This is a genomic window from Idiomarina aquatica, assembly GCF_003987185.1.
GTDB classification, from domain to species: domain Bacteria; phylum Pseudomonadota; class Gammaproteobacteria; order Enterobacterales; family Alteromonadaceae; genus Idiomarina; species Idiomarina aquatica.
The window spans coordinates 36,170-63,167 of the sequence record NZ_PIPS01000006.1; the positions used below are offsets into that span (position 1 = coordinate 36,170).

The window sequence follows — 26,998 nt, forward strand, 5'->3', positions numbered from 1 at the left end:
GGCTAAGCCAGGAGCCGCCATGAGCACATCCGTGAGGGCTTGTTTCCGGCCATCCATGGCCTCCAACATTCCTGGCTTAGCCCCCTCGAATTCTACCTCGCGTATTCACGTGGCGGCCAACCTTTAGGTATAAGGCTATAGCAGGGTCTCCAGCACGCTGTTGAGGTAGCGGTGACCGCTGGCAGTAAGTTGCCAGTGACTGTCTGATTCAACCAGCCATTGATTGCTGATCGCAGGTTGGAGTTTAGCGGAGGCTGCGTCGGCGCTAAGCCCCGTGGTTTGTTCAAAGCGATGCTTGGATACCGGCTCAAGTAGTCGTAATTGATTCATGAAAAACTCAAAATACCGTTCTTCCGGTGTAATTTCTGTAAGCTGATAGCGTGGGTTACGGGTTAAGTCGAGGTAACCCTGCGGGTGTTTGACTTTCTCGCAGCGTAAAATGGTATTTCGATCGGCTAGAGTCACCTTACTGTGCGCCCCGCAGCCGATCCCTAAGTAGTCCCCGTAGCGCCAATAATTACGATTATGGCGGCTCTGATGGCCAGGTTTTGCATAGGCACTGACTTCGTATTGCTGATAGCCGGCGGCTTGCAATAATTGATGACCCTGCAGATAAATATCCCATAGTGTGTCATCGTCCGGCAATTGCGGAGGCTTGCTGGCGAACAGCGTGTTTGGCTCAATGGTCAGTTGGTACCAGGAAATATGCGGCGGGTTAAGCTCGATGACTTGTTTAAGGTCATCGAGCGCCATCGCCAGCGATTGGTCCGGCAGGCCATGCATTAAATCCAGGTTAAAACTGGTTAACGGCAAGACGCCAGCGTGTGCGGCGGCGGCTCTCGCCTGCTGCGGGTCATGAATGCGACCTAAAGCCTGCAACTGGTGGTGCTGGAGGCTCTGAATGCCAATCGACAAGCGGGTGACACCAGCGCGGACAAAGTCATCAAACTTTTCTGTTTCAAAGGTGCCCGGGTTTGCTTCCAGCGTGATTTCACAGCCTTCGGCCAAGGTTAATTGCGCGCGGATGCCGTCCAACAGGCGCTGAATAGCGCTGGCGGTCATCACACTCGGGGTGCCTCCGCCGATAAAAATGGAGTGGATGTCACGCCCCTGAACCCATTCACTGTCCGCTTTCAAGTCATCCAGTAAGCGGCCAATATAAGCCTGTTCCGGAATGTTCCCGGTTAATTTATGCGAATTAAAATCGCAATACGGACACTTCTGTATACACCAGGGGATGTGTACGTAAAGCGATAATTCTGGCAGTTCAAGAGACGCTTTAGGCATGTTGGGTCAACTGTTCCAATAATTGGGCTAAGGCTTTACCACGGTGGCTCAACTGCTGTTTGCGCTCGCGCGGCAATTCGGCCGCAGAGGCTTGCTCCTGTGCTACCCAAAAAATGGGATCGTAGCCAAAGCCGCCTTCTCCCCGCGGGCTTTCCAGGATTGAACCATGCCATTGGCCATGACAAATCAACGGGGTTGGGTCGGCGGCGTGTTGCAGGTATACCAAGACACAATGGAAGGTCGCCTGTCGTTGTTCGGGGGCAACATCCCGTAATTCGGTTAATAGCTTGTCGATGTTATCGGCGTCACTGCAGCCGGCCCCCGCGAAACGTGCCGAGAATACCCCGGGAGCGCCGTTGAGCGCCGCGACCGCCAGACCTGAGTCATCAGCAATCGCGGGTAGACCGGTATGTTCACACGCATGGCGCGCTTTTATGATGGCATTTTCGACAAACGCCAGGCCGGTTTCCTCAGCTTCTTCAAAGTGCCATTCGGACTGCGCTCTGATACGCCAGTTGCTGGTGGTCGGATGGTCCGCCAACATGGCCTGTAACTCTTTGACTTTCCCTTGGTTTCCGGTAGCCAGAACGATTTCTTTGCGGGTATTTTGCATAGTGTTAAATTCATCACTCAATTTGAATTGCATGATAACATGACCGAGGATTCGTCGGAACGAGCAAGGAGATACTGGTTTGGATACTGCCAATACACTGTTATTGATTTGTGGCTTGCTGTTGGTGATCAGTATTCTTGCGAGCGTTCTGTCAAACCGCCTCGGCGCGCCGATTTTACTGACCTTCCTTATCATTGGAATGCTCGCCGGCACGGACGGCATTATCGGCCTTGACTTCGACGATCCTGATATGGCGTTTTTCATCGGTTCGACCGCGTTGGTGATTATCCTCTTTGATGGGGGGATGCGCACCAATCCGCAACGCTTCCGGGTGGCACTGTGGCCAGCGATAAGCCTGGCAACGGTAGGGGTTGCACTAACCTGCACCTTGGTTGCCTGCGCCGCCGTATTTTGGTTTGGTCTGCCGTGGCCGGCGGCGTTATTGATCGGAGCCATTCTCAGCTCGACGGATGCTGCCGCGGTGTTTGGTATTTTTCAGTCGCAGGGACTGCAAATTAAGGAACGGGTCGGGGCTACACTGGAGATCGAGTCCGGTACCAACGATCCGATGGCGGTCATCCTGACGCTGACGATGACCGCAGCGGTTGCCAGTGGTCGCTTTGACGTCTGGTACCTGATGTTGGCCGAAGTGATATGGCAACTTGTTGGTGGCTTATTATTCGGCTGGTTGGGTGGCCGGCTGTTTATTATTGCGGCGCGTAAGCTGCCGTTAAGTTTTACTTTTTTTCCGTTATTGGCGGTGGCAAGCGCGGTATTGGTGTTTGCCACCACCGCGACCCTGCAGGGCAGTGGATTTCTGGCGGTCTATTTGATGGGCTTTGTGATCGGTAATGCACGGCTGCCGCAACTGGTGCACATTCTGCATGTGCAAGACGGGCTGGCCTGGCTGGCGCAAATTACCATGTTCCTGATCCTGGGCCTGCTGGTCACCCCCTCACATTTGCTGGAGTACTTGCCGGTCGCCTTAGGTATTGCGTTTGCACTGATCTTTGTCGCGCGTCCGATAGCGGTGCTCATCAGCTTGTTACCGTTTTCGTTCCCCTGGCGCGAACAGGTATTTATGAGCTGGGTTGGGCTGCGCGGTGCGGTGCCAATTATTCTGGCATTGTTCCCCTGGCTAAGCGGTGTTGAACAACAGGAGCTTTATTTCGACATTGCCTTTGTGGTGGTGATGGTTTCGTTGCTGATCCAAGGCTGGACCATTGCGCCGCTGGCTCGCTGGTTGAACCTCGAAGTGCCCAAGCGGCCACAACCGCAACAACGCATGCCATTGTCTTCGGTACCGTCAAAAGAAGCGCTGGAAGTCTGGTTGTACCGTATTGATAAGGACTCGCCGGCCTGTGATCACAGTTGGAGTGAGTTGAAGCTAACCGCTCCGGCGACCTTTGTTGGTCTGGTGCGGGATGGTGAATGGATTCAACCGGAAACCAAACCGGTGGTAGAGGAAGGGGATGATCTGTTGGTTGCGGCAACGGCTCGTGATATCGATGAGGTCAGTCGAATTTTGGCATCTGGCGGGCGCGGTCTGAAAGTGAATGACAAAGGCTTCTTCGGCGATTTCTCGTTACGCGGCGATCTAACCTTTACCGAGCTGTCATCGGTTTATCCGCTGGGTAATGTTGACGATACGCTGATGGGAAAAATGCTCAAAGACTACTTCACCGAAAAATTTCACCGGCGCGTGGTTATCGGGGACATGATAACGGTTGGGGATGTGGTGCTTACTGTGCGTGAAATTGATGAACTGGGTGAGGTTAAATCGCTGGGGATTAAAGCAAAAGAGTGAGCCGCGGCTCACTCTTGATAAAATTGCTGCTCGAACGTGAGCGTTTCACCGGCGTTTTTACTGTCAGGAAAACGAAGGGTAAAGCGCATAACTTCTTCATCGCCAAACTGAAAACTGGCCAGATAATAAATGGCGTCACCTTCGGTTATTTCCTGAAACTCCAGGTTCTGCACACCGCCGCGTGGATTACTGACGTAGCCTTCGGGCTTGGCACGAACCGCGCTTTGAGTGTCGCTGTGCAGCACCGAAATATTCACCAAGCCACGTTTATCGCTGCGGGTAATACCGTACTGCGCGGCGATTTCTGGCGTCAGAAAGGTTGAGTTAAAGGCACTGTAATGCACGTCCCATTGACCGATTTGCTGTTTCTGCTCTGCTACAGCCACGACAGAAACGGCCGCTAATAACAAACCACTAAGCACTCTTAAGATAACGCCAGACATCGCTATTGCTCCTTATACGCCAATCAAGATTCGTAAAAACTGCAACACGATAATCACCACCAGCACCGACAGGTCAAGCCCGCCAAGCGGTGGGATAATCCGTCTAACCGGTGCTAACAAGGGCTCTGTCAACTGATGCAGCATGGCTTCCATCGGATTATAGCCCTGCGAGAACCAGCTTAGGATCGCACGAATAATGAGGATCCAGAATAACATCGACAGTAAGCTGCTGACGGTAAACAGAATCCCCTGAATGATCACCGGTAACAGCGGTACACCGTAGCCATTCAATGAGAATAATGCCGCCGCTTTTAGCACACCGATAATGATCGCAAACACCAAGCTCGCTGTGTCAAGGCGACCCGCTGAGGGAATCGCCTTGCGCAGAATACCGACCACCGGCTGGGTCGCTTTAACGACAAACTGGCTGACGGGGTTGTAGTAGTCCGCCTTGACCAGTTGCATCCACACCCGCAGTAAAATGACGATCAAATACAGATCGATAAGGGTGGCAACTAAAAACGTTAACGCGTCGTTCATGTCCGCTCCTAAAACAACTTAGCCATTTCTTGATTACGCTTAACCGCCGCTTTGACAGCGTCAGCAGAAATCTCGTGCAAGTGACGTTGTTGATAAACTTCAACCCCTTTCGCGGTTGAGCCGCCTTTACTGGTGACTTGTTTACGCAGGTCTTCCAGCGATAAGTCGCTTTCTTTTGCCATTTGCGCAGCCCCTAAGCAGGTTTGTTGCACCATGGCGCGCGCTTTCTCCGGATCAAAGCCCAGTTCGACCGCGCCTTTGGCGAGGCTGTCCATAAATTCGAAAAAGTAAGCCGGACCGCTACCGGCAACGGCGCCAAGTATATCCAGCTGATCTTCATCAGCTACCCAAAGCGTATCGCCCACGCCGTTAAACACCTCAGTGACGTAGCTTTTGTCGGTATCGCTGACGCTATCTTCTGCGACCAATCCGGACATGCCTTGGCCGACCAACGATGGGGTATTGGGCATCACTCTAATAATAGTAATGTCATCGCCGAGGTATTGACGGTACTTGGGCATACGGATACCGGCGGCAATGGTGATGATCAGTTTATCAGCCAGATTTGAAATATTTTCTTTCAGGTGAGCACAAACGTCAGCCATCAACTGGGGTTTTACCGACAACACCACGACATCGGCGGCGTTGACGACTTCTAGATTGTCGTGACTGGTGTTAACGCCCAATTCCGATTTCATTTTTTCCAATTTACCGGCGCTGGGGTTACTGACCCACACGTTGTTCGCTGGGTAGCCACTTTTACACATACCGCCAACAATGCTTTGCGTCATGTTACCTGCACCAATAAAGGCGATGTTACGGATATCGTTCATTATCACTCCCGTTGTCCAAAAATTGCAGTTCCAATACGTACCATGTTAGCACCCTCAAGCACCGCTTGTCGCATATCGCCGCTCATTCCCATGGAAAGCGTGTCAACGGAGGCCCCAAAGGTTTGCTGGAGCTGTTCAAATAACGACCGCATGCGGGCAAAACTCTCGCGTTGTTGCGTCGGCTCGGTACCGGCTTTTAAGATGGTCATTAAACCGCGTAACTGCAGCCGCTCGCAGGCGTCGACAAACTTGGCTAATGCCATTACCTGCGCCGGTGCCAGACCGGACTTATTATCGTCGTCGTCAATATTAACCTGTAATAACACATTCAGCGGTGGCTTATGCGCGGGACGTTGGTCATTCAGCCGGCGCGCAATTTTTTCACGCTCAACACTTTGTACCCAGTCAAAGTGCTCAGCCACGTCACGGGTCTTATTGGATTGTAACGGGCCGATGAAATGCCAGGTCAGTGATAGCTCAGCAAGCGCGTTAATTTTGGCGACGCCTTCCTGCACGTAGTTTTCACCAAAATCACGCTGTCCGGCGGCGGCCGCTGCCTGAACCGCTTCGATAGGGTGGCGTTTACTGACCGCGACCAGTTGCACCTCATTGACATAGCTCGACTCGGCCGCCAAATCGTGCAGTTGTTCACGTACTGTCGCCAGGTTTTTTGCTATGGTTTGGCTATTATTCTCTGCTACCTTAGTCACATTGATTGTCCTTTAGCACATGAGAGTCGTTATGGATGTTACTGACTTATTAGCCTTTAGTATGAAGCAATCCGCTTCGGATTTACATTTATCCTCGGGCAGTGTGCCGATGATACGGGTAGATGGTGATATGCGCCCGCTGAATCAACCGGTACACGAAGCTGCTGAGTTAAAACGCATGTTATATAAGATCATGCCCGAGCCACAGCAGCAAGAGTATGAACAGCGCTTTGAATGCGATTTTTCGTTTACGCTGGACGATATCGCCCGCTTCCGGGTCAACGTGTTTACGCAGCGAAAAGGCATTGCCGCTGCGTTTCGGATGATTCCGAACCAAGTGACAACGCTGGATGAATTGGAAGCTCCGGCAATTTTCAAAGATATTGTCGATGCTCCCCGTGGACTGGTATTGGTTACCGGACCGACAGGGTCGGGTAAGTCCACCACGCTGGCTGCGATGGTAGATTATATTAATCGCACACGTTCGGATCACATCCTAACCATTGAAGACCCCATTGAATTTGTGCACGAGAATCAACGAAGCTTGGTCAGCCAGCGGGAAGTTCATCGGGACACGCGTTCGTTTGAAGCCGCTTTGCGCTCAGCCTTGAGGGAAGACCCGGATGTGATCCTGGTCGGCGAGATGCGAGATCTGGAAACCATCCGGTTGGCAATGACGGCCGCAGAAACCGGGCATCTGGTCTTGGGGACGTTGCATACCACTTCAGCCCCAAAGACCATCGATCGTATCATTGATGTGTTCCCGGGGGACGACAAACCGATGGTGCGTTCGATGCTGTCGGAATCTTTGCGCGCGGTCATTTCGCAGACGCTGCTGAAACGTGTTGGGGGCGGCCGGGTAGCGGCGCATGAAATCATGCTCAGCAACTCCGCCATTAAAAACCTAATCCGGGAAGACAAAGTCGCGCAGATGTACTCGGCCATTCAGACCGGTGGGGAACGTGGTATGCAAACCCTCGATCAAGCATTAAAGAAATTGCTTGCCCGGGGCGATATAGAAGCACAGGAAGCGCGTCGCTGCGCGGTCAATAAAGAGGAGTTTTGATGGTATTGCGACTACTGCTGGGCGTTCTATTGACGGTAACGGTTGCGTCGAATGTTGCCGCCCAACAGTCAACCCGGGTGGCCTTTGGTTGTTGTATGGATCATAGCGAGCGCCAAGAGGTCTTTGATGCCCTGAATCTGGCTGATCCTGAAGTGTTTGTTTTTTTAGGAGATACGGTCGATGTTGACGCGGGTGACATGGATGACATGCTGGAAGCCTATGAGGTGCTAAACCGCTTTCGCGGGCCTCGTTTACTGCGTCGACAGTCGGCCGTGATGGCCGTGTGGAATCGTATGGATTACCAAATTGACGGTTATAGTGGCGCAAATAATCCGCTCAAGTACGCCGTACGCAACCACTTTCTGACCTTTTGGCGCGAACCCATCAGTTCGCCGCGAATGTTTCAACAGCATGGTATCGCCAAGGCGGTCATTTTTGGCGACGCGCCACAACGGGTGCAGGTGATTCTATTGGATGGTCGCTGGAACCGGGATGCGCTGAGCAGGGTTGGCTGGTTTGAACGGCTTAAGCGTTCTTTTGACGATAACCTCGGGCCTTATCAGGCCAGCCCCGGCGGTCGTTTGCTGGGAGATGAGCAATGGCAGTGGCTGCGCGAACAATTGCAAAAACCCGCGGAAGTGCGGGTATTGATGAGTGCAACGCCTTTTTTTGCTCCGCTCAATGGCTACGACAGTTGGGCCATGTACGCACAGGAACAGCAGCGTCTGCAGCAGTTGTTACAAGAGGTACAGCCAAACGGTTTGGTGCTGGCGGTCGGCGACAGGGGCTTCGGTGAACTGGTAAAAGTTGACGGGATACTGGAGTATCCGTTATGGCAGGTAACGTCCGGTTACTTGTCAGCGGAAAGTAACCCGCCCTATGCTTACAACGAACGACAGGGGAAGGCGCAGGAAAACGCCCGTTATGGTCAAATTGAAGTGCGTTGGCAGCAAACGCCCGAACTCATTTTGTCGCTACGCGACGTCGATGGCCGGGCGCTGCTTGAACAAACGCTAACGCTTCCTAATTAGTCCAGTTGCGGAGCGCGCCGTTGTTGACTGGCTTGTTCATAAGCAAAGGCCGCCTCGATCAACACCGGTTCGGCACGTGCCGTGCTGAAAAAGCTCATTCCCACGGGTAACGCGGGTTCTTCACCAATTTGTACAAAGCCCATCGGTACGGTGATGTGTGGATAACCGGCTACCGCCGCGGGAGAACTTGCCGAGCCGGAGTAGTTATCGCCATTGACACGATCAATCTTCCAGGCCGGTGACGTGGTCGGTGCCACTAACAGGTCGAGGTTGTGCTCGGTCAACATCGCATCGATGCCTTCTTTACCGGCCAGGCGTTTGCTGTTGGCTAACGCCTTTTCGTACTCCTCCTGATCCGCTTCCGACTTGGCCGCTGCCATTTCAAACAGTTCCTGGCCGAAATAAATCAGCTCCTGATCGGCGGCCTGTTGATTGGCTGCTATCAGATCATCCAGCGTTTTGTAGGGCAGGTCGCTACTGGCGAGGTAGCTTTCCAGGTCGTACTTAAACTCGTGTAACAGAACCGTAAATTCATCGCCACCATATTGACCATAGGTTGGCATGCGAACATCCACCAGTTCGGCTCCCTGCGCCCGTAAAACGTCCAGTTGTTGCTCGAACTGCTGATCGAGCAACTCGTTATAGCCCATCAGGTTACGCACCACACCGATGCGTTTGCCGGTTAAGCCATCGGCTTTTAAGTGGCTGGTAAAGTCGCTGTTGGCCGCATAACCAGCAGTGTCATTGGCATCATACTCAGCCATTGCCTGCAGCATCAGGGTAGCTCCGGTTACGGTGCGCGCCATCGGCCCTGCCGTGTCCTGACTGTGGGCAATAGGGATAATGCCGTCACGGCTGATCAGACCAAGCGTCGGTTTGATGGTAACGATACCGTTGACCGCTGCGGGGCACACTAACGAACCGTCCGTTTCGGTGCCTACCGCTAATGCGGTAAAGTCGGCCGCCACGGCGCTGGCCGAACCGGCACTCGAACCGCAGGTAGAGCGAGTTGCATCATAGGGGTTCACGGCCTGGCCGCCAGCGCCACTCCAGCCGGAGCTGGAACGCGTTGAGCGGAAGTTGGCCCATTCGCTGAGGTTCGCTTTGCCAAGAATAATAGCGCCCTCGGCGCGCAGCTCCTCAACTAGGAAAGCATCATCGGCCGGAAAGTTATTGGCGAACAGAACGGAACCTGCGGTATTGGGCATGCCGTCAGCTGTGTCGATGTTATCTTTCAGTAATACCGGGATACCATGCAGAGGCCCACGCAGTTTACCCGCTTCGCGTTCGGCATCAAGACGACGGGCATCTGCCAGCGCCTGTTCATTGACGCTGATGACAGCGCGCAACTCAAAACCCTTGGTATTATGTCGTGCAATACGGTCCAAATAGTAGTGTACGAGCTGCTCGGCACTGAGTTCGCCGTCTTGCATCGCGCGTTGCAGATCGGCAACCGAAGCCTGCTGATAGGCAAAGGGTTCCGGCTGCGTCGAGTCGGTTGTCTGGCAGGCACTCAGCGAGAGTGCAATGGCACTGGCCAGAAACAGGGATTTGAGCGTTGACGTCGTTGTCTTCATGGAAATGTCCTTCTGGTTATTTTTGTTTGCCATAAACTGACACAGTTTGGGCAGATTGACGATAAAAAATACGGTAAACTGTCGCCTGATTACGTTAACTGCAACAGAGCGCGAACCCTATGCGAGTATTAGGCATTGAAACTTCCTGCGATGAAACCGGTATTGCGATTTACGACACCGAGCAGGGCCTGCTGGCTCATCAGCTGTATTCTCAAGTAAAACTGCACGCAGACTATGGCGGCGTGGTGCCGGAACTGGCCTCACGAGATCATGTGCGAAAAACGCTGCCATTGATTAATGCGGCGTTGGAACAAGCACAATTAACCCCTGCGCAACTGGATGGGGTTGCCTATACCATGGGACCCGGCTTGGTGGGCGCGTTGTTGGTGGGGAGCTGTATTGGTCGCAGTCTGGCCTATGGATGGCAATTACCGGCCGTCGGTGTGCATCATATGGAAGGCCATTTGCTGGCGCCGATGCTGGAAGATAACCAGCCGCAGTTTCCGTTTGTCGCCTTGTTGGTGTCCGGCGGACACACACAGTTGGTGCAGGTGAAAGGCATAGGCGACTATGCCTTGCTGGGTGAATCCATTGATGATGCCGCCGGTGAAGCTTTTGACAAAACGGCCAAACTGATGGGGCTTGATTATCCGGGCGGACCACGATTGGCAAAATTGGCCGAGCAGGGGCGCAGTGGTCTGTATCGTTTCCCACGGCCGATGACGGATCGCCCGGGGCTGGACTTTTCTTTTAGTGGCTTAAAGACGTTTACGGCGAACACGCTGGCTGCCAGTGATCATGAACAACAGACACTGGCTGATATTGCCCGGGCTTTCGAGGATGCGGTTGTTGATACCTTGGTGATAAAGTGTCGCCGTGCACTTGAGCAAACCGGTTATAAACGACTGGTGATTGCCGGCGGTGTCAGCGCAAACAAACACTTGCGTGAACAGCTGGCCGCATTAATGAAAAAACTAAAGGGGGAGGTTTTCTATCCGCGTACCGAGTTTTGTACTGATAACGGTGCCATGATCGCCCTGGCCGGCGCGTTACGCTTGCAGGCCGGAGAGCGGCAACCGTTGGCGATCAAAACCTTTCCACGCTGGCCAATGACCGATTTGTCACCGATGAAGGCTGTTGGTTAGCTCAATCCCGGCGCCGTTTAAACGGCGCCTCAGCACCACTGCTGAGGCGCAGAATATTGGCCTGATGGCGCCATACGATCAATACGGAAATCATTATCACTGGAATGGTGTATTGGGGCTTTATCCAATAAGCATAAAATGGCGCCAGGCATACAGTAATCAGCGCCGCGAGTGATGATACCCGGCTAATTTTAAACACCAGCAACCAGGTGGCGATCAGCAGCAATGCCATTTCCCAGGCGACCGGAAACATCGCTCCTAATGCGGTGGCAACGGCTTTTCCGCCGCGAAAATTGAAATACAGCGGGAAAATATGGCCTAGGCAGGCGGCCACCGCAATAATCCCCAGAAAGAAAGGTTCAATGCCGAGAAAGTACGAACCCCACACCGGTACCATCCCCTTTAACACATCAAACCAGAGCGTCAGAAAGGCGGGCACCTTGCCACCAATGCGGTAGACGTTGGTTGCTCCGGGATTGCCCGAGCCTTGCTTGCGCGGGTCTGGTAAGCCCCAGAGTTTGCAAATGAGAACGGCGCTACTGATTGAGCCCAGTAAGTAGGCAACCAAGATCATCAGCAGGGTCAGTGCGGTCATAGGGTACGATTCTCTAAATGTTTGGTGTAGACTGCAATGAATTCAGCGACTTTTAGAATAAGCGCTTTTACATTGAAATACCAATGGTGGATTAGCATGTCAGCATCCGATCTTGATTGGGTTCATATTGAAGGATTGCAAATAGATACAGTTATTGGTGTCTATGAGTGGGAACAACAACAGACTCAGCGTCTGCTGATTGATTTGGCAATGGCATGGGATATCCAGGCTGCAGCGCAAAAAGACGATATTGAGCAGGCGCTGGACTATGCCAAAGTGACAGAAGCCGTTACTGCGTGGGTCCAGCAAAAACCGCGGCAACTGATCGAGACCGTAGCTGAAGGGATCGCTCAACTGGTGCTACAGCAATTTGGCGTGCGCGAAGTTGAGGTCAAAGTCAGTAAGCCCGGCGCTGTCCCAAGCGCGGCCAATGTTGCCGTGAGCATTAGCCGGCGTCAATTTGACAGCCCCTTTGGTTGAGGTTCTGAGTCGTTTATGGCAACCGTATTTTTAGGGGTAGGTTCCAATATCGACCGCGAACAACACATTCTCAGTGGCGTTATCGCATTAGCAGAGCAATTTGAGTGGCGTCAGCGTTCGCGGGTGTTCGAGAGTCGCGCGGTGGGTTTTGCCGGCTCCGATTTCTATAATTTGGTGGTTGAAGTCCGTACCGACTGTTCCATACAGCAGGTCTGGCAGTGCTGCAAAGACATCGAAGAGCGCAATGGACGTTCACCGAACAGTCCTAAGTACAGCCCGCGCTCTCTCGACATTGATATGCTGCTTTATGATGATGAGCTGAACGCTGAGCATCCGCAGCTACCGCGTGCGGAAATTCTTGAAAACGCATTCGTACTCTGGCCGCTCGCCGACATCGCTCCGAATCGTAAACATCCGTTGGTGCATAAAACCTATGCTCAGCTATGGCGTGAATATCAGGGACAACAACAATTAGCGCCGTTGACCGACGAGCGCTGGCTACCGTTCTAGCTGTTCGAGAAAAACTTGCCGGCGACGTCGGGTCAGCGCTTCACCGAGCGCTTTGCCCGTAAACCCCTGTTGCAACAATTCCTGTGCCGTCACGGTTGCCGCAGTAGCGGCCGCTTGCCGTACTCGTTGTTGGGGTATGCCCGGCTGTAACGCGGTTTTTAACATCAACCATTGATTGAGTCGCTCTGGTCGGCGCCAGTAGTCCAACTCACCGAGCAGATTAAAATACTGCTCACTGCTGATGGTATCGGTTTGCAGTAACAGCACTTGCTGCGCCTGAGCCAGTTGCGCGGCCTCTTTGTAGCGGTTGGGTACGGCCAGCCGGCGGCAAAAAGCAGCAACATCGAAGCGTTGTGGCTGGCTGATAAATAGGCTGGCAAAGCGCAAAATAGTATCCTTGGTTAGCGCAGAAACTTGGCGTTGATGTTGCAGTACCTGCTGAGTAATCTGCAACTCGGGAAACACCTGCTTTTCTGCGTTGAGCGTTACCAACAATTGCAGAAATTTGTCCGGCGCCTGCGTTGCCAGTGCTTTCTCCCATTCTTTCCATACCCGTTCCGGAGTTAGGTGTTGGAGCTCTCCGGAGGCAACCATCTGCGCAAGCAGCGCAAGCGTCTCGTCGGCAACCTGAAAACCCAGGTGAGCAAACCGAGCCCAGAAACGTGCAATGCGCAACACCCTTAATGGATCTTCGACAAAGGCATCGGAAACGTGTCGCAGCAACCGCTGCCGGATATCACGTTGGCCGCCGAACGGATCAATCAGGTTGCCGTCAGGATCCTCGGCAATGGCGTTAATGGTGAGATCGCGGCGACTGAGATCCTGCTCCAGTGTGACGGAGCGGTCAGCGTTTACCGTAAAACCTTTATAGCCTTTTCCGGCTTTGCGTTCGGTTCTGGCTAGGGCATACTCTTCCTGAGTTTGTGGGTGCAAAAACACGGGAAAGTCTTTCCCTACTTGTTGGAAACCTTGTCGTTCCATTTCTTCGGCGCTGGCGCCGACAACGACCCAGTCGTGTTCGAGCGGTTCAATACCGAGTAATTTATCGCGCACCGCGCCACCGACTAAATAGGTTTTCACGCTAACTCCTGTGTTTTTTTCCTGATCTTGTCGAATCACTAGCCCAACTGCAAGTGAGTCGTTACACTGACAACAAAAAATGACGCGACCAGGTTATGTATCAAAATTTTTTCGGCTTACAAGAAGCGCCTTTTTCGATCGCACCGGATCCGCATTACCTGTATCTGAGCGAGCGCCATCAGGAAGCCCTTGCGCACTTAACTCAAGGCTTAAATGGCAGCGGCGGCTTTATTTTATTAACCGGCGAAGTGGGAACCGGCAAAACCACTGTATCACGAGCGTTGTTAGAGCAGTTACCGGAAACCACCAATACCGCGTTTATTCTAAACCCAATGCTCAACGAAGACGAATTACTGGCGAGTTTGTGCGATGAGTTTGGCATCCGTTATCAGAAACGCAGTGCCACGCGTAAAACCTTAACCGACAAGCTCAGCCAGTTTTTGCTGGCAGCCCATGAACGGGGTGAACAGTGCGTTGTTCTGATTGACGAAGCGCAACACTTAAAACCCCAGGTGCTCGAGCAGTTGCGGCTGTTAACCAATCTGGAAACGCACCAGGCAAAACTACTGCGGGTGATTTTGATCGGGCAGCCGGAGTTACAGGACTTACTGAGGCGGCGTGAATTACGACAGCTTGCGCAACGCATCACCGCGCGTTATCACATCCTGCCGCTGACCGAAAAAGACACTGAGCGTTACATCGCTTATCGCTTGCAAATTGCCGGCGCGGTAAAGCCATTGTTTAGCCATGCCGCTTGTATTGCTGCCCATAAGGCGACTCAGGGCGTCCCCAGGCTACTCAACCTGGTGTGTGATCGCGCTTTACTGGCCGCCTACACCGATAGCGCTGCCGCGGTACAACCGAAACACATTAAAACTGCCGTGGCAGAGCTGGAAGGGCCGGCTCGGCCAGAGCGCGCATCGGGACGTTCATTTTTGCTGTGGTTACTGATCATTGTGGTCATGGCGTTGCTGGCTGTAGCCGGTTGGCAATGGCAAAAGGAATTGCCGGCATCGGCAGGATCTGCCGCGGCCGAGTCACAGAGTGAGTCGCGCAACACGGACTATCAGGCAGCAACAGCACTTGCCCGCGCCTGGGAGTTACCACAACCACCGCAACAACAAAGGTTTTGTGACTGGGTTAAGCAGTATCAGCTTGCTTGTTTACGGCAACCGCTCAGTATGCGTGAGTTGCGTGCGATTGATTATCCGGTAGTTCTGTTTCGACAACAGCGTGAGGCAACCTTGGTGAGCCAGCAACAAGCCGTTGACACACAGGGCTGGAACGGCGACATCTTGTTGTTGTATCGACATCCTTTTATGGCCGCGGCGATGGATGAAGAACAGCAACAGCAGTGGCTGCAACAGGAGCTTAAGCGGCACTTGCCGGCCGCTGATGCCAACCTATCCGCAAGCGAACAGTTTACTCGGTTACAACGACAGCAGGGGCTGCCGGTAACCGGTCAGTTAGATGCCCCCACACTGGCGTGGTTGAGCGCCCGTTATTATGCCAACGTGCCGCGATTGAGCGAGGCGCAGGAGTAACTCATGTCATCCTTATTAAAAGCGCTGAAACAACAACAATCGCCGTTGGTAAACCGTGGTAGCGATTTGGATCCATCACTTGTTGATGCGCCCGAGCGGGGTGGCAGGGCGACAGTGTGGTTGGTCGCCTTAGGCCTCGTGATCATTATGCTGTTGGCGTTTATTGGCTGGCAACTGCTGGCCGCTGATGACAAGGATAACAAGCAGCCGTCGCAATCCAATAGCGCCTTATCCGATTACCAACTGGGAGAAAGCTACGAGGTGAGCTCAGTGAGCTGGCCGGCACAGCAACCTGAAGAAAGCCCCCGAGTTGACGCCGAGCCGATTGTGGTAAGGCCGGAACCGGAATCACGAAACAACCAACGCGAGCCTCTGGATCTTAATCAGGTATCGCCGGAATTATTAGCGAAGTTTGAGCAGGCCGTACAGCAGAGTAGTGCCGGCAATGCTAACCAGGACGATAACCGTTCTTCCGTGGTGCCGCCGTTGGCGGAACTGAGCGACAGCTTTAAACAGCAAGTGGCACCGTTCAGCTATGACGGGCACATGTACCTATCCGATCCCGAGCAGCGATGGGTGGAGTTAAATCAACAACGCTATTACGTTGGCGAACGTTTTAACGGGCTGCGTATTGAACAGATTGAACCGCAACGGCTGGTGCTGTCGCGCGATGGACAGGCTTTCAGTATTGACGCGCTCAGTGACTGGAACGGGCTTAAAGAATAGCTGATTGACATTAGCTCGGGAACTTCTTAATCTAACCGGATAAATCAAACAACTGTTTGAAATAACCGTTTAGTTAAGAGGTTTCCCCATGGCAGATTACCGAGCTCCACGTGATGATATGGACTTCGTCTTGCACGATGTCTTTAATGTAGCCGCTGACTGGCAGCAAGCAGCCGAGTTAGCAGAAATGATGGACGTGGATACCGCAACCGCAATCCTTGATGAAGCGGCAAAAGTGGCTGAAAACCTGGTCGCTCCGTTATCACGTCAGGCCGACGAGCAGGGCATCCGTTTTGATAATGGTGACGTAACGACGCCTGATGGTTTTAAAGAAAACTTTAAACAACTCGCTGAAGGTGGCTGGGTCGGTGTCACTGCCAATCCGGAGTTTGGCGGTATGGGTTTACCCAAGGCATTGTCAGCTCAGTATGAGGAAATGCTCTGCAGTGCGGACATCGCGTTTTCGCTGTATCCGGGGCTTACCTCCGGTGCCATCATGACACTGGATTTGCATGCCAGCGAAGAACTAAAACAGCAGTACCTGCCGAAAATGGCAGCCGGCGAATGGACGGGCACAATGTGCCTGACCGAGCCACACGCCGGTACCGATCTGGGCATCATCAAATCAAAAGCCGTGCCGAATGATGATGGTAGCTACGCCATCAGCGGCACCAAGATTTTTATTACTGGTGGCGAGCATGACCTGGCGGATAACATCGTTCATTTGGTGCTGGCGAAGCTACCGGATGCACCGGCCGGAACTAAAGGCATCTCGCTGTTTGTAGTGCCTAAAATTCTTCCCAATGAAGACGGTTCGCTGGGCGAACGTAATGCCCTGAGCTGCGGTTCGGTCGAGCACAAAATGGGGATTCACGCCTCCGCCACCTGCGTAATGAACTTCGACGGTGCTAAAGGTTGGCTGGTGGGAGAGCCTCACCGTGGCTTACCGGCGATGTTCACGATGATGAACTATGAACGTTTAGGGGTTGGCATTCAGGGGTTAGGTGCTGCCGAACGCTCTTATCAAAATGCGCTGGAATACGCCAAAGACCGTATTCAGGGACGCGGGGCAAAAGCCACCCGTAATGATGCAGCCGAGGCTGACTCGATCTTAGTCCACGGCGACGTCCGTCGTATGTTACTGACCATGAAGGCGTTGACCGAGGGTGGCCGGGCATTTTCGACCTGGGTGGGACAACAACTGGATCGAGCCAAATACGCCTCTGATGCGAAGGTTCGTGAGAAGGCGGATGCGATGGTGGCGCTATTGACCCCGGTTGCAAAAGCGTTTCTGACCGATACCGGGCTGGAATCGACCATTCACGGGCAACAAGTGTTTGGCGGTCATGGCTATGTGCGAGAGTGGGGACAGGAGCAGTTAGTTCGTGATACCCGTATTGCGCAGATTTACGAAGGCACCAACGGCATTCAAGCGTTGGATCTGCTTGGACGTAAAGTCTGTGGGTCGCAGGGGCAACTGTTACAGCCGTTCATGGAAGAACTGAGTGGGTTTGTTGCAGAAATTGCGCAGCATAATCGTTGGAATACGGAACGCGCACAATTGCAGCAAGCGATGGATGCATTGCAGGGTGTCAGCGCCGAGGTACTGCAAAAAGCCGGAACCGATGAAAACATCATCAGCAGTGTTGCCGTTGAGTATTTGCATTTAGTCGGGTATGTTTCTTACGCGTATCTGTGGCTACGGATGGCAGTCGTTGCCGAGCAACGACAAGCCGAAAAGCCGTATCTGGCCGCCAAGATAAAGACCGCCAAGTTTTATTTTGCCCGGATTTTACCACGCGTACATGCGCTGGTCGCATCCATTAAAGACGGAAGTGAGAGTTTATATCTGCATGACGACAACGAATTCTGACCACGTTGAGTTTTATCGAGACAGTCGCCGTCCCCAGGGTTGGGGCGGCTTTTTTTTGGCCATTTGGATGGCAATCTATATTGGTGGGGTGGTGCCATTGTGGATTATTGCCATCGGCGCGCTGACCACAATGGCGCTGGTTGCGGCCATTATCATTCGCTTCAGACCGAAACAGCTGGCAGCACGTTGGGCGGATAATCAATTGCTGGAAAAACGGTTTATTCTGCCGCCTAAGCACCATTCGTTACCGCAACCGCCGAAGCTGGTGCGTTACGAGGAGGACTTGTCGGCTTTGCAATTTACCGATCAGGGACGACTTTATGAGATCGCTGTAATACACGATCAGGAGCTCGAACAGCAATTACAGGGCAGCGACATCCCGGTGATTGATAGGCGTGACCGTTAGGCACAAAAAAGCCGTGGCAGGGGCCCCGGCTTTTGGCTTTATTGCGATTAATCGTCCAGTGACAACAAGGTTGCATTACCACCAACGGCAGTAATGTTGTCGGTGCGTGTTTTTTCGGTAATAAAGCGCGTAAGGTAGTGTGGACCACCGGCTTTAGGACCGGTACCGGACATGCCACGGCCACCGAACGGTTGTACACCAACCACAGCGCCAATCTGGTTACGGTTGATGTAAACGTTACCGACATCGATTTTACTGGCAACATCATGCGCAAAGGTTTCGTTACGGCTATGAATACCAAAGGTTAAGCCGAAACCGGTGCCGTTGATGCTGTCGATCACTTCGTCGATGTTATCCGTGCTGTAGCGAATGACGTGCAGGATAGGGCCGAAGTTTTCTTTCACCAGTTGGCTGATGCTGTCAATTTCGATGGCCGTTGGCGCAACAAAGGTTCCACCCATGGTGTAGTCCGGCATCGGTGCACGAGCAATCAGACGGCCAGCTTGCTGGATATCGGAAATGTGCTGTTCCAGGTTGGTTTTGGCAATACCATCGATCACCGGGCCGACATCGGTTTCGTGCAACAGCGGGTCACCAACGGTTAATTCTTCCATGGCGCCGCGCAGCAGATCGATGACGCGGTCGGCGATGTCTTCTTGCACGAACAACACACGCAATGCCGAACAACGTTGACCGGCGCTCTGGAAGGCACTGGCAACAACGTCAGTGACAACTTGCTCAGGTAACGCGGTGGAATCCACCATCATGGCATTTTGACCACCGGTTTCGGCCACTAATGGGACGATAGGACCGGTGCGGGCAGCCAACGCGCGGTTGATGGCTTGCGCGGTATAGGTTGAACCGGTAAAACAAACACCACCGATGTCTTCCTGTGAGGTCAGGAAGCTACCGACTTCAGCACCACTGCCGGGCATAAAGTGCAGGACGTTACCCGGAATGCCAGCTTCCAGTGCCAGTTGTACCGCGCGGTAGGCGATCAGGCCGGTTTGCTCGGCGGGCTTAGCGATAACGGAGTTACCGGTAACCAGTGCCGCGGCAACCTGACCGACAAAAATCGCCAGCGGGAAGTTCCACGGACTGATACAAATAAAGGTTCCGCGGCCTTCAACAAACAGTTCGTTGTCTTCACCCGTTGGCCCCGGCAGTTTGATCGGATTGCCCATCAGCTTGCGCGCCTGATTGGCGTAATAGCGACAAAAATCAACGGCTTCACGCACTTCGTCGATACCGTCCTGCAGACCTTTACCGGCCTCTAGCGAGCAAATCGCGATCAGCTCGTTGCGGTTTGCTTCCATCAGATCGGCAAATTTTTCCAGGCATTTGGCACGATCTTCGACCGCAACCTCACGCCAGGCGCGGTAGGCCTTATTCGCACTGGTCAGCGCCTTGTCTGCCAACTGTTTATCACCCCAGTAAATGCTGCCGATTTGTTTCGAGGTTTCCTGTGGGCTGGTGATACTAACATGGTGATCCGTTTCAATGGTTTTACCATCAACGATCGGGCCACCCTGCCATTGCTTGTCACGGTACTGCTGCACTGCAGCAATAAAATCATCTGCTTGTGAGTGAATATTCATATTCAATCCTAACGAATTTGTGCGATCCCCATAAATCTCAGTGGGAAGAGGAATTTTGCTGTTGGCGAACTTTTCGTAACCCGAGGCGGTAGCCATAGGGTGTTTAACCAGCTCCATCACCGGCGTGTCTGCATCCAGTAATTTGTGCACAAACGACGAGTTTGCGCCATTTTCCAGCAGGCGGCGAACCAGGTAGGGCAGTAGATCGCGGTGCGGACCGACAGGCGCATAAATGCGCACGACCAGTTTACTGTCCTGCTCCATCAAGGTGTCGTAAAGGTTATCGCCCATACCATGCAGGCGCTGGAACTCGATGCGTCGTTGTGCCGCCTCGTTCATGTGCTGAATCGAGACGATGGTTTGCGCGTTATGTGTGGCAAACTGCGGGTAGATGGCACCGTCGGTATCATCACTTAACAAGTACCGGGCGCAGGCCAAATACGAGATGTCACTGTGGGATTTGCGCGTAAACACCGGGTAGCCGGTTAAGCCATTTTCCTGGCTCCATTTGATCTCGTTATCCCAGTAAGCACCTTTAACCAGTCGCACCGGAATTTCATCACCGCATTCTTTGGCTAACGCAGAAATCCAACATAACGTTGGCAACGCTCGTTTTGAGTAGGCCTGTACCACCAGACCAAAACGTGGCCAGCCTTTACACACGCCACTGCGATAGACTTTTTCGAACAGTTCAAGAGACAGTTCATGGCGGTCGGCTTCTTCGGCGTCGATGGTGACACCTACGTCCGCCTCTTTCGCCAATTTAACCAGTTCCGTCAAGGTGGTTGCCAGTTCGGTCAAAACCCGCTCGTGGTTTGCCGCCTCATAGCGAGGGTGCAGAGCCGACAATTTGATCGAAATGGTCGGCCGCGGCGCATCCGGGTTATTGAACTCTTCTTTGGTGATGGTTTTGATGGAGTTGACGTACTGTTGCTTATAGTACTCCGCGTCCTTCATCGTAAGCGCGGCTTCACCCAGCATGTCATAGGCATGGGTATAACCCTTGTCGCGGTTATCGCGACTTTCTTTCAGGGCTTCCTCAATGGTTCGGCCAAGCACGAACTGCTTACCCATGATCTGCATCGCCGCGTAGGTGGCTTTGCGAATCACCGGTTTACCTAACTTACGTACCAGTCGACGGAAAGCGCCCCGCGGGGTCTCCATGGCTTTACCCGTTGGATTGGTCACACTGTTGGTCAGGGCTAAAGCCCAGGTACCGGAATTGACCAGCCATGAGGCACTTTGGCCCATGTGCTTTTGCCAGTCACCGCCGGATAATTTGTCCTGGATCAAGGCGTCAGCCGTGTAAGCGTCCGGAATACGGAGTAACGCTTCCGCTAGACACATCAGAATAATGCCTTCCTTGGTGTCCAGACTGTATTCTTGCAAAAACGCATCAACAACGCCGTTGGCTGCGTTCTCTCTGACTTGCTCAACTAATTTAGCTGCGCGTTCGGTTACTGCGCTAATCGTTTCGTCATCAGCAGGAACCAGCGGCAAGAGTTCACGCATATACGCGTCTTCATCGACAATATAGTTGTCGGTGATTGCCTGCTGTAAGGACCTTAGGTCCTCCGCCTGATGCTGTTTGGATAGCACCTCACTCGCTTTAAACATAGCATCTCCTGTAAAGCCAGGCCGAAGCTCGGCGTGCTTCCCCAACGCTGGGAATCGGGCGCAAGTATAAATGACTTTTTGCCCCGGTAAAGAGTTCTTTTTGCTCGCCCACGGTGCAACTTTTCACGAGGGCTGTCAAGCCAGTGTCAACGTGCTTTATGTTGACCCGGACTGCGCAAGCCGATACCTTTAGCAGCACACCTTACAGCACTGGAATCCATAATTGTATGTCGCAAAATACGTCGCAAGAGCTCGAGCTAAAACTGGTCATCGAACCCAGTCAGCGGGACAATGCGCTGACGGTTTGTCAGCAGCTGGCTGAAACCTTTGCTACTGCGGCTGACTATCAGCAGCTTGAACTCGAAAATGCCTACTTCGACACGAGCGACTTGCGTTTACGCCAGTTCGATATGGGATTACGTATCAGACGCTCAGGAGATCAACTTGAACAAACCATCAAGCTGGCGGGAAGAGTACTCGGCGGGATGCATGAACGCCCGGAATACAATGTTCCGATAGCGGATATGGTGCCGGATCTGACGTTATTTGATGAAGACATTTGGCCCGACGATTTTCCGGTTTATGACGTCCAACGCGATCTGCAGCAATTGTTTGTGACCGATTTTAAACGCCATCGCTGGTTGCTGAAAAGCGGTGATGGGGTCATCGAAATGGTGCTGGATCTGGGTCAGGTGCTGGCGCAGGAGTCCTCTGAGCGCATTGCCGAAATTGAATTGGAGTTGCAAGGTGGCGACATCAATGATGTTTATCGCCTGGGCCAGCAGTTGGTAGAGCAGCTCAACGCGCGCATGGGGTCACTCAGCAAAGCCGCGCGCGGTTATCTGTTGGCGGGCCGCAGCGTGCTTGAACCTTTTGTACAAACCCACTTTGTCAGCACCAAAGCCGAACACAGTCTCGGCGAAGCGCTTTACCGGGCGTTGGAATATGGCTTAAAACATTGGCAGCATAATGAATCCTGTCTCGAACGGCATGCCAACGTGCGTGCGGCACAGGGAATGGCTGACGGCATTTACTTATGCAAATCAGTACTGGAGTTGCTGGCAAACCAAGGCATCGAATGTACCGGGTTGGTCGATCGCATCAGCACCATGTTGTCCCATTTCGGTTGGCTGAAGCGATTTGAAGGACTGGCTGAATTGACCGCCGAAGACGGCGCTTACCATCGTGCGCTGAAGCGCTACAACAGTCTTTATGAAGCGTTACAGGATAGCCAGCAGCAGGTGGTTCAGTTAACTCAATTACTGGAGCTGGTGCGCTCGTCGGACTACCAATTGCTGTTGCTGGATTTATCACGGTTAATGATTGAACGTCAGCAAACCGACGACATGCAACAACCCTGTGAACAATGGGCGACGGCACTGTTACGAGATGACTGGCGCGACGTGCAACAGGAGTTTGAGCAGGTGGAGGACATGAGTGAAGAACGCTACCTGAAGCTGTTGCCAAAGTTACAGCACAGTCTGATGCTCGGTATTTGTTTTGGGCAACTGTTCGACGCCAATCTCCGGGACAGTTTCCGCGCCCCGTGGCAGGATTTGGCGCGGGGTATCCGTGAAATTACCGCGTTGCATATTTTGCACGAAACGGTAAAAAACAGTGATGATTTCAATGACGAAAAGCTGATTGATTGGCAGCGTATGCAGCGTGAATCCTTGTTAACGGCGTTGGAGTATTCACGTAAAGCCGCGTTGAAACGGGAGCCATACTGGCAGTTGTAAGGACGTTATGCAGAATCATTTAAGTACACTACCGCCAAAATCGTTACTGCAGCAGTCTGCCGGGATCTGGGAGCACATCGTAGAGCTCCACCCCGCCGCAAAGGAAAACGACGAATGTCGGAATCTGGTCGCCAGCAGTGATTTTTTCGCACGAGTACTGGAACGTTATGGCGATAAGCTGTTGAGCGGTATGGCGCAGCCCTGTGCCGAGCAGGACTATGCGAACCGCTTGCAACAAGCCTTGCAGCAATGCAGCACTGAACAACAGTTAAAACGGCAGTTACGCTGCTTCCGGCACACACAAATGGCGATCCTGCTGTGGCGTGAACTGCGCGGTGACGTATCGCTGTCAACGTCGCTGGCGCATTACAGTGCCATCGCTGATGCCTGTATACAGCAAGCTCTGCAATGGTTGCAAACGGATTTTAAAGCCCGTTACGGGAGCGCCTATACCGCTAGCGGCGACGAGCAGTCGTTGGTGGTGTTGGGGATGGGCAAACTCGGCGGTCGCGAACTTAACTTTTCGTCCGATATCGATCTGATCTTTTTTTATCCGGAGCAGGGGGAAACCAGCGGCGGGCGCCGCTCACTTGAGCATAATGTTTATTTTACCCGGCTGGCACAGGCCTTGATCGCGGCGTTGGATGAGTCGACCGCTGACGGGCAGGTGTTTCGAGTGGATATGCGGCTGCGTCCGTTTGGCAGCTCCGGTCCGTTAGTGACCAGTTATAACGCACTTGAGCATTACTATCAGGAGCAGGGGCGGGACTGGGAACGTTACGCCATGGTCAAAGCGCGGGTGATTAATCAGAACGAGGATTACAACCAGTTATTTCAGTCGCTGATCCGGCCGTTTGTTTATCGTCGCTATATTGACTTCAGTGCCATTGAAGCGCTGCGCAAGATGAAGTTATTGATCACCCAGGAAACTCGGCGTCAGGGCGTAAAGAACAATATAAAACTCGGTGCCGGCGGTATTCGGGAGGTTGAATTTATTGCGCAGGTGCATCAATTGATTCGTGGTGGCCAGGAAAAAGCGCTGCAAACACAATCGCTCTATCAGGCGTTTTCACAAATCGAGCGACTCGGACTTATGGCGTCAGCGACCGTCAACCAATTGATGCAGGATTACGAGTACCTGCGCGAACTCGAACATCGTCTGCAACAGCTTAACGACGAACAAACCCAACAGTTACCTGAAGATGAGCGGTTGCGTCAGCAGCTCTGTTACATGATGGGCGATGCCGAGTGGCAACAGTTACAGCAACGTGTCGATGACGTTATGCAGCGTATCCACCAGGAGTTTCGCCAGGTCATCGGCTCGCAGTCAGAGGATGATGAAGAGGAGCATGGGCTGCAGGTGTTGTGGCAGGACATGCTGGAAGATGACGCTGCGGTTGAAATTTTGCAACAGGAAACCGAAGTGGATGCTGCCGAACTGTGGCAGCAAATTAAGACCTTTCGGCAGGAAACGCGCAAACGCAGTTCGGGGCCGCGCGGGCGCGCGGCATTGACGCGACTGATGCCAGTATTGTTACGACAGATCTTGCAACAGCAGCATCCGGTGCAGTTGCTGGAGCGCGTGCTATCGGTTATCCGCGCCATCATGAGCCGCACTGCTTATATCGAGTTGTTGACGGAAAATCCGGGCGCACGTGAGCAGTTGTGTAAGCTTTGCGCGGCGAGCCCATGGGTGTCAGAACAACTGGCTTTACACCCGGTGTTGCTGGATGAACTCATCGATCCGCAACAATTGTATCAACTGGCCGATTTGGAAGAGTACCCTGCGCTGCTGCGGGAATACCTGATGCGTATTCCGGAACAGGATCTGGAACGGCAGATGGACGCGTTGAGACAGGCTAAACAAGCATTACAGTTGAAAATCGCTGCGGCAGATATCAGCGGTGCACTGGAATTAATGAAAGTCAGTGATCATTTAAGTTATCTGGCCCAGGCTGTGATTGCCGAAGTGGTCGTGATGGCGTGGCAGCAGTTGGCACAAAAACATGGAACGCCGCCGGGTCGCTCAGCCAGCGATACCGGGTTTGCGGTTCTGGCCTATGGCAAACTGGGTGGGTTGGAACTGGGCTATGGCTCCGATCTGGATCTGGTGTTCGTCTGCGATGCGGACTACAGCGAGCAAACCGACGGTGCCAAGCCGATCGAGGTGCAGCAGTTTTATCTGCGCTTGGCACAGCGTATTCTGCATCTGTTCACGACCCGCACCGTGGCCGGCATCCTCTATGATGTGGATTTGCGCTTGCGACCCTCAGGGCAGGCCGGGCTACTGGTCACTCAGGTTGATTCTTTTGTGCGTTACTTGCGCGAGGACGCCTGGACCTGGGAGATGCAGGCCTTGGTGCGAGCACGTTGTGTGTATGGCAGCGAGCACTTATGCAGCCAACTGGAAGACATTCGCCGCTCGATGCTGGCACGGCAACGGGATAAGGCTCAGTTAAAGCAAGACATTCTTGAGATGCGGGCCAAAATGCGTCAGCACCTAAGCCGCTCAGATACGACTCAGGCCTTTGATATAAAACAGGACGCCGGTGGTATTGCTGATATTGAGTTTATTACTCAATACCTGGTGTTGGCGTACTCGCATGAGCATCCGTCGTTGTGTCGTTACAGCGACAACATCCGCGTGCTGACGGCGGCGCAACAACGGCATATTATCAGTGAGCTGGACGCGCAGAACCTGATTAATGCTTACCAAATACTGCGCTGTGAGAGTCATGCCCTGGCTTTGCAGGGCGAACAGGCATTAGTGACGCACGATTTAAGTAGCGAACGTGACGCCGTTATTGACTGTTGGAACCGTGTGTTTGCCGAGCCTGACTAGTTATAGTAGCTCGGCATATCCTCCGTGGGTCTGGTTTTAAAGCGCCGGTGAACCCAAAGGTATTGATCCGGTGCTTGCTCAATGGCCTGCTCGACTAACGTGTTGATTCGCGCCGCATCGGCTTTATCATCACCGCTTGGGAAGTCCCGCAGCATCGGTTCGTAGTAAACGTCGTAACCGCTGCCATCTTCGCGACGAACGCAACGGCTGACCAGCACGTTACAATTTTTGTGTTGGGCAAACAGCGTAGTGCCTGTGGTTGTGGATGCGTCCGGAACATTAAAAAATGGCACAAACTCGACGCGGCGGCGGCCATAATCCTGATCCGGCAGGTAGCCGGCAATTTCACCATTGCTGATGGCTTTAAGCATCCCTTTTACATCGCGTCGTTGGATCATGTACTTGTTTGAGCGACCACGACCACGGGTTTGTAAAAACTCCATAACCGCGTTGTTATGTGGACGATAAAGTCCAACCGCCGGCTTTACAAAACCGTGCAGACGGGCATGAACTTCCAGGCTCAAGAAGTGAAACAGCAGCATCAGCACGCCTTTGCCACCAGCCTGAGCCTGCTCCAGGTTTTCTTTACCATGCACATGCAACTTGCGCTTGATACGCCAATCGGGCCACCACCAGGCGATACCGATTTCAAAATAGGCAATGCCGGTATTTTCCAGGTTTTTGGTCACCAGTTGCTCGATTTGTTCGTCGCTGTAATCAGGAAAGCACAATTGCAGATTACGACGGGCGATATTAACCCTGCGCGGCATCGCCTTTTTAAACAATCGCCCCAGACCTTTGCCCAGCCACAGCTGCAGTCGATAGGGCAGCCACGATACCAGGTACAAAAACAGGACACCAAGCCAGGTAAGCCAAAATTTGGGGTGCAGAAAATACAGTTTAAACTTGGGTTTCTCGATCACTGTGATGGTCTTT

General features: G+C 53.0%; 23 protein-coding genes. 12 read left to right on the plus strand and 11 right to left on the minus strand.

Features of this window, described 5'->3' with window-relative positions; translation table 11 throughout:
- Positions 1–135: 135 nt before the first annotated feature.
- Positions 136–1,287 (minus strand): radical SAM family heme chaperone HemW, encoded by a 1,152-nt coding sequence (hemW, locus tag CWE23_RS13290; RefSeq protein WP_126820498.1) that lies wholly within the window; start codon positions 1,285–1,287, stop codon positions 136–138.
- The gene (gene rdgB, locus CWE23_RS13295) at positions 1,280–1,900 is read right to left on the minus strand and encodes an RdgB/HAM1 family non-canonical purine NTP pyrophosphatase (protein WP_126820532.1); all 621 of its coding nucleotides are present in this window, start codon (positions 1,898–1,900) and stop codon (positions 1,280–1,282) included. The genes hemW and rdgB overlap by 8 nt, the downstream gene beginning before the upstream one ends.
- 79 nt (positions 1,901–1,979) lie before the next feature.
- Here rdgB and CWE23_RS13300 point away from each other — a divergent pair, with 79 nt between their 5' ends.
- Positions 1,980–3,707, plus strand: a complete 1,728-nt coding sequence (locus CWE23_RS13300) for a potassium/proton antiporter (RefSeq protein ID WP_126820499.1) — start codon at positions 1,980–1,982, stop codon at positions 3,705–3,707.
- 8 nt (positions 3,708–3,715) lie between these two features.
- On the opposite strand, the gene CWE23_RS13305 is transcribed toward CWE23_RS13300, so the two are convergent.
- The 4 genes from CWE23_RS13305 to CWE23_RS13320 are packed head-to-tail and all read right to left on the minus strand — an operon-like array spanning position 3,716 to position 6,233.
- A complete protein-coding gene (locus CWE23_RS13305) occupies positions 3,716–4,150 on the minus strand; it encodes a DUF4426 domain-containing protein (protein ID WP_241970654.1) in 435 nt (144 codons plus the stop codon).
- 12 nt (positions 4,151–4,162) lie between these two features.
- Complete coding sequence (locus CWE23_RS13310) at positions 4,163–4,690, minus strand: YggT family protein (protein ID WP_105307015.1); 528 nt, start codon at positions 4,688–4,690, stop codon at positions 4,163–4,165.
- 8 nt (positions 4,691–4,698) lie between these two features.
- On the minus strand, positions 4,699–5,523 hold the full coding sequence (gene proC, locus CWE23_RS13315; protein ID WP_105307014.1) for a pyrroline-5-carboxylate reductase: 825 nt from the start codon (positions 5,521–5,523) through the stop codon (positions 4,699–4,701).
- A 2-nt stretch (positions 5,524–5,525) separates the two neighbouring features.
- The gene (locus CWE23_RS13320; protein ID WP_126820500.1) at positions 5,526–6,233 is read right to left on the minus strand and encodes a YggS family pyridoxal phosphate-dependent enzyme; all 708 of its coding nucleotides are present in this window, start codon (positions 6,231–6,233) and stop codon (positions 5,526–5,528) included.
- 31 nt (positions 6,234–6,264) lie between these two features.
- Here CWE23_RS13320 and CWE23_RS13325 point away from each other — a divergent pair, with 31 nt between their 5' ends.
- Together CWE23_RS13325 and CWE23_RS13330 are read left to right on the plus strand one after the other, a co-directional pair.
- Positions 6,265–7,299 (plus strand): type IV pilus twitching motility protein PilT, encoded by a 1,035-nt coding sequence (locus CWE23_RS13325; RefSeq protein ID WP_126820501.1) that lies wholly within the window; start codon positions 6,265–6,267, stop codon positions 7,297–7,299.
- Entirely contained in the window at positions 7,299–8,330 is a 1,032-nt protein-coding gene (locus CWE23_RS13330; protein WP_126820502.1) for a metallophosphoesterase family protein, read from the plus strand. Before CWE23_RS13325 ends, CWE23_RS13330 begins: the two co-directional genes overlap by 1 nt.
- Here the strand turns inward: CWE23_RS13330 and CWE23_RS13335 are convergent.
- On the minus strand, positions 8,327–9,907 hold the full coding sequence (locus CWE23_RS13335; protein ID WP_105307010.1) for an amidase: 1,581 nt from the start codon (positions 9,905–9,907) through the stop codon (positions 8,327–8,329). The genes CWE23_RS13330 and CWE23_RS13335 overlap by 4 nt on opposite strands.
- Before the next feature lie 119 nt (positions 9,908–10,026).
- On the opposite strand from CWE23_RS13335, the gene tsaD reads away from it, so the two are divergent.
- Positions 10,027–11,052, plus strand: coding sequence for a tRNA (adenosine(37)-N6)-threonylcarbamoyltransferase complex transferase subunit TsaD (gene tsaD, locus CWE23_RS13340; protein ID WP_126820503.1), 1,026 nt, complete (start codon positions 10,027–10,029; stop codon positions 11,050–11,052).
- Position 11,053: 1 nt separating this feature from the next.
- Here the strand turns inward: tsaD and plsY are convergent, their stop codons facing one another.
- Positions 11,054–11,647: a glycerol-3-phosphate 1-O-acyltransferase PlsY gene (plsY, locus tag CWE23_RS13345; protein WP_105307008.1), complete on the minus strand. Its 594-nt coding sequence runs from the start codon at positions 11,645–11,647 to the stop codon at positions 11,054–11,056.
- Between the two features lie 96 nt (positions 11,648–11,743).
- Between plsY and folB the strand changes: the two genes are divergently transcribed.
- Positions 11,744–12,127, plus strand: coding sequence for a dihydroneopterin aldolase (folB, locus tag CWE23_RS13350; RefSeq protein ID WP_126820504.1), 384 nt, complete (start codon positions 11,744–11,746; stop codon positions 12,125–12,127).
- 15 nt (positions 12,128–12,142) lie between these two features.
- Positions 12,143–12,637 (plus strand): 2-amino-4-hydroxy-6-hydroxymethyldihydropteridine diphosphokinase, encoded by a 495-nt coding sequence (gene folK / locus CWE23_RS13355; protein WP_126820505.1) that lies wholly within the window; start codon positions 12,143–12,145, stop codon positions 12,635–12,637.
- On the opposite strand, the gene CWE23_RS13360 is transcribed toward folK, so the two are convergent.
- The gene (locus CWE23_RS13360; protein WP_126820506.1) at positions 12,626–13,717 is read right to left on the minus strand and encodes a tRNA nucleotidyltransferase/poly(A) polymerase-related protein; all 1,092 of its coding nucleotides are present in this window, start codon (positions 13,715–13,717) and stop codon (positions 12,626–12,628) included. The genes folK and CWE23_RS13360 overlap by 12 nt on opposite strands.
- Before the next feature lie 95 nt (positions 13,718–13,812).
- Between CWE23_RS13360 and CWE23_RS13365 the strand changes: the two genes are divergently transcribed.
- The 4 genes from CWE23_RS13365 (at position 13,813) to CWE23_RS13380 (ending at position 18,266) form a co-directional block, all read left to right on the plus strand.
- On the plus strand, positions 13,813–15,261 hold the full coding sequence (locus CWE23_RS13365) for an ExeA family protein (protein ID WP_126820507.1): 1,449 nt from the start codon (positions 13,813–13,815) through the stop codon (positions 15,259–15,261).
- A 3-nt stretch (positions 15,262–15,264) separates the two neighbouring features.
- Positions 15,265–15,987 (plus strand): general secretion pathway protein GspB, encoded by a 723-nt coding sequence (locus CWE23_RS13370; RefSeq protein ID WP_126820508.1) that lies wholly within the window; start codon positions 15,265–15,267, stop codon positions 15,985–15,987.
- Positions 15,988–16,075: 88 nt separating this feature from the next.
- A complete protein-coding gene (locus tag CWE23_RS13375) occupies positions 16,076–17,860 on the plus strand; it encodes an acyl-CoA dehydrogenase C-terminal domain-containing protein (RefSeq protein ID WP_126820509.1) in 1,785 nt (594 codons plus the stop codon).
- Positions 17,841–18,266: a hypothetical protein gene (locus tag CWE23_RS13380; protein ID WP_105307002.1), complete on the plus strand. Its 426-nt coding sequence runs from the start codon at positions 17,841–17,843 to the stop codon at positions 18,264–18,266. The genes CWE23_RS13375 and CWE23_RS13380 overlap by 20 nt, the downstream gene beginning before the upstream one ends.
- A 47-nt stretch (positions 18,267–18,313) precedes the next feature.
- Here CWE23_RS13380 and putA read toward each other — a convergent pair whose 3' ends face one another.
- Entirely contained in the window at positions 18,314–21,481 is a 3,168-nt protein-coding gene (gene putA, locus CWE23_RS13385; RefSeq protein WP_126820510.1) for a bifunctional proline dehydrogenase/L-glutamate gamma-semialdehyde dehydrogenase PutA, read from the minus strand.
- Positions 21,482–21,708: 227 nt separating this feature from the next.
- Here putA and CWE23_RS13390 point away from each other — a divergent pair, with 227 nt between their 5' ends.
- Both CWE23_RS13390 and glnE read left to right on the plus strand, forming a co-directional pair.
- The gene (locus tag CWE23_RS13390; protein WP_105307000.1) at positions 21,709–23,220 is read left to right on the plus strand and encodes a CYTH domain-containing protein; all 1,512 of its coding nucleotides are present in this window, start codon (positions 21,709–21,711) and stop codon (positions 23,218–23,220) included.
- Positions 23,221–23,227: 7 nt separating this feature from the next.
- On the plus strand, positions 23,228–26,062 hold the full coding sequence (gene glnE, locus CWE23_RS13395) for a bifunctional [glutamate--ammonia ligase]-adenylyl-L-tyrosine phosphorylase/[glutamate--ammonia-ligase] adenylyltransferase (protein ID WP_126820511.1): 2,835 nt from the start codon (positions 23,228–23,230) through the stop codon (positions 26,060–26,062).
- On the opposite strand, the gene lpxL is transcribed toward glnE, so the two are convergent.
- Positions 26,059–26,985: an LpxL/LpxP family Kdo(2)-lipid IV(A) lauroyl/palmitoleoyl acyltransferase gene (gene lpxL / locus CWE23_RS13400; protein ID WP_105306998.1), complete on the minus strand. Its 927-nt coding sequence runs from the start codon at positions 26,983–26,985 to the stop codon at positions 26,059–26,061. The two genes, glnE and lpxL, sit on opposite strands and share 4 nt — an antisense overlap.
- Positions 26,986–26,998: the final 13 nt, after the last annotated feature.

What these genes read in the sequence shown, in the direction of transcription:
- folK (WP_126820505.1), top strand. Translation starts at nt 12,143, where the DNA reads ATGGCAACCGTATTTTTAGGGGTAGGTTCCAATATCGACCGCGAACAA.
- glnE (WP_126820511.1), top strand. Translation starts at nt 23,228, where the DNA reads ATGCAGAATCATTTAAGTACACTACCGCCAAAATCGTTACTGCAGCAG.
- CWE23_RS13310 (WP_105307015.1), bottom strand. Translation starts at nt 4,690, where the DNA reads ATGAACGACGCGTTAACGTTTTTAGTTGCCACCCTTATCGATCTGTAT.
- tsaD (WP_126820503.1), top strand. Translation starts at nt 10,027, where the DNA reads ATGCGAGTATTAGGCATTGAAACTTCCTGCGATGAAACCGGTATTGCG.
- CWE23_RS13335 (WP_105307010.1), bottom strand. Translation starts at nt 9,907, where the DNA reads ATGAAGACAACGACGTCAACGCTCAAATCCCTGTTTCTGGCCAGTGCC.
- putA (WP_126820510.1), bottom strand. Translation starts at nt 21,481, where the DNA reads ATGTTTAAAGCGAGTGAGGTGCTATCCAAACAGCATCAGGCGGAGGAC.
- folB (WP_126820504.1), top strand. Translation starts at nt 11,744, where the DNA reads ATGTCAGCATCCGATCTTGATTGGGTTCATATTGAAGGATTGCAAATA.
- CWE23_RS13305 (WP_241970654.1), bottom strand. Translation starts at nt 4,150, where the DNA reads ATGTCTGGCGTTATCTTAAGAGTGCTTAGTGGTTTGTTATTAGCGGCC.
- CWE23_RS13330 (WP_126820502.1), top strand. Translation starts at nt 7,299, where the DNA reads ATGGTATTGCGACTACTGCTGGGCGTTCTATTGACGGTAACGGTTGCG.
- plsY (WP_105307008.1), bottom strand. Translation starts at nt 11,647, where the DNA reads ATGACCGCACTGACCCTGCTGATGATCTTGGTTGCCTACTTACTGGGC.
- CWE23_RS13370 (WP_126820508.1), top strand. Translation starts at nt 15,265, where the DNA reads ATGTCATCCTTATTAAAAGCGCTGAAACAACAACAATCGCCGTTGGTA.
- hemW (WP_126820498.1), bottom strand. Translation starts at nt 1,287, where the DNA reads ATGCCTAAAGCGTCTCTTGAACTGCCAGAATTATCGCTTTACGTACAC.
- rdgB (WP_126820532.1), bottom strand. Translation starts at nt 1,900, where the DNA reads ATGCAAAATACCCGCAAAGAAATCGTTCTGGCTACCGGAAACCAAGGG.
- CWE23_RS13390 (WP_105307000.1), top strand. Translation starts at nt 21,709, where the DNA reads ATGTCGCAAAATACGTCGCAAGAGCTCGAGCTAAAACTGGTCATCGAA.
- CWE23_RS13365 (WP_126820507.1), top strand. Translation starts at nt 13,813, where the DNA reads ATGTATCAAAATTTTTTCGGCTTACAAGAAGCGCCTTTTTCGATCGCA.
- CWE23_RS13375 (WP_126820509.1), top strand. Translation starts at nt 16,076, where the DNA reads ATGGCAGATTACCGAGCTCCACGTGATGATATGGACTTCGTCTTGCAC.
- CWE23_RS13325 (WP_126820501.1), top strand. Translation starts at nt 6,265, where the DNA reads ATGGATGTTACTGACTTATTAGCCTTTAGTATGAAGCAATCCGCTTCG.
- proC (WP_105307014.1), bottom strand. Translation starts at nt 5,523, where the DNA reads ATGAACGATATCCGTAACATCGCCTTTATTGGTGCAGGTAACATGACG.
- CWE23_RS13380 (WP_105307002.1), top strand. Translation starts at nt 17,841, where the DNA reads ATGACGACAACGAATTCTGACCACGTTGAGTTTTATCGAGACAGTCGC.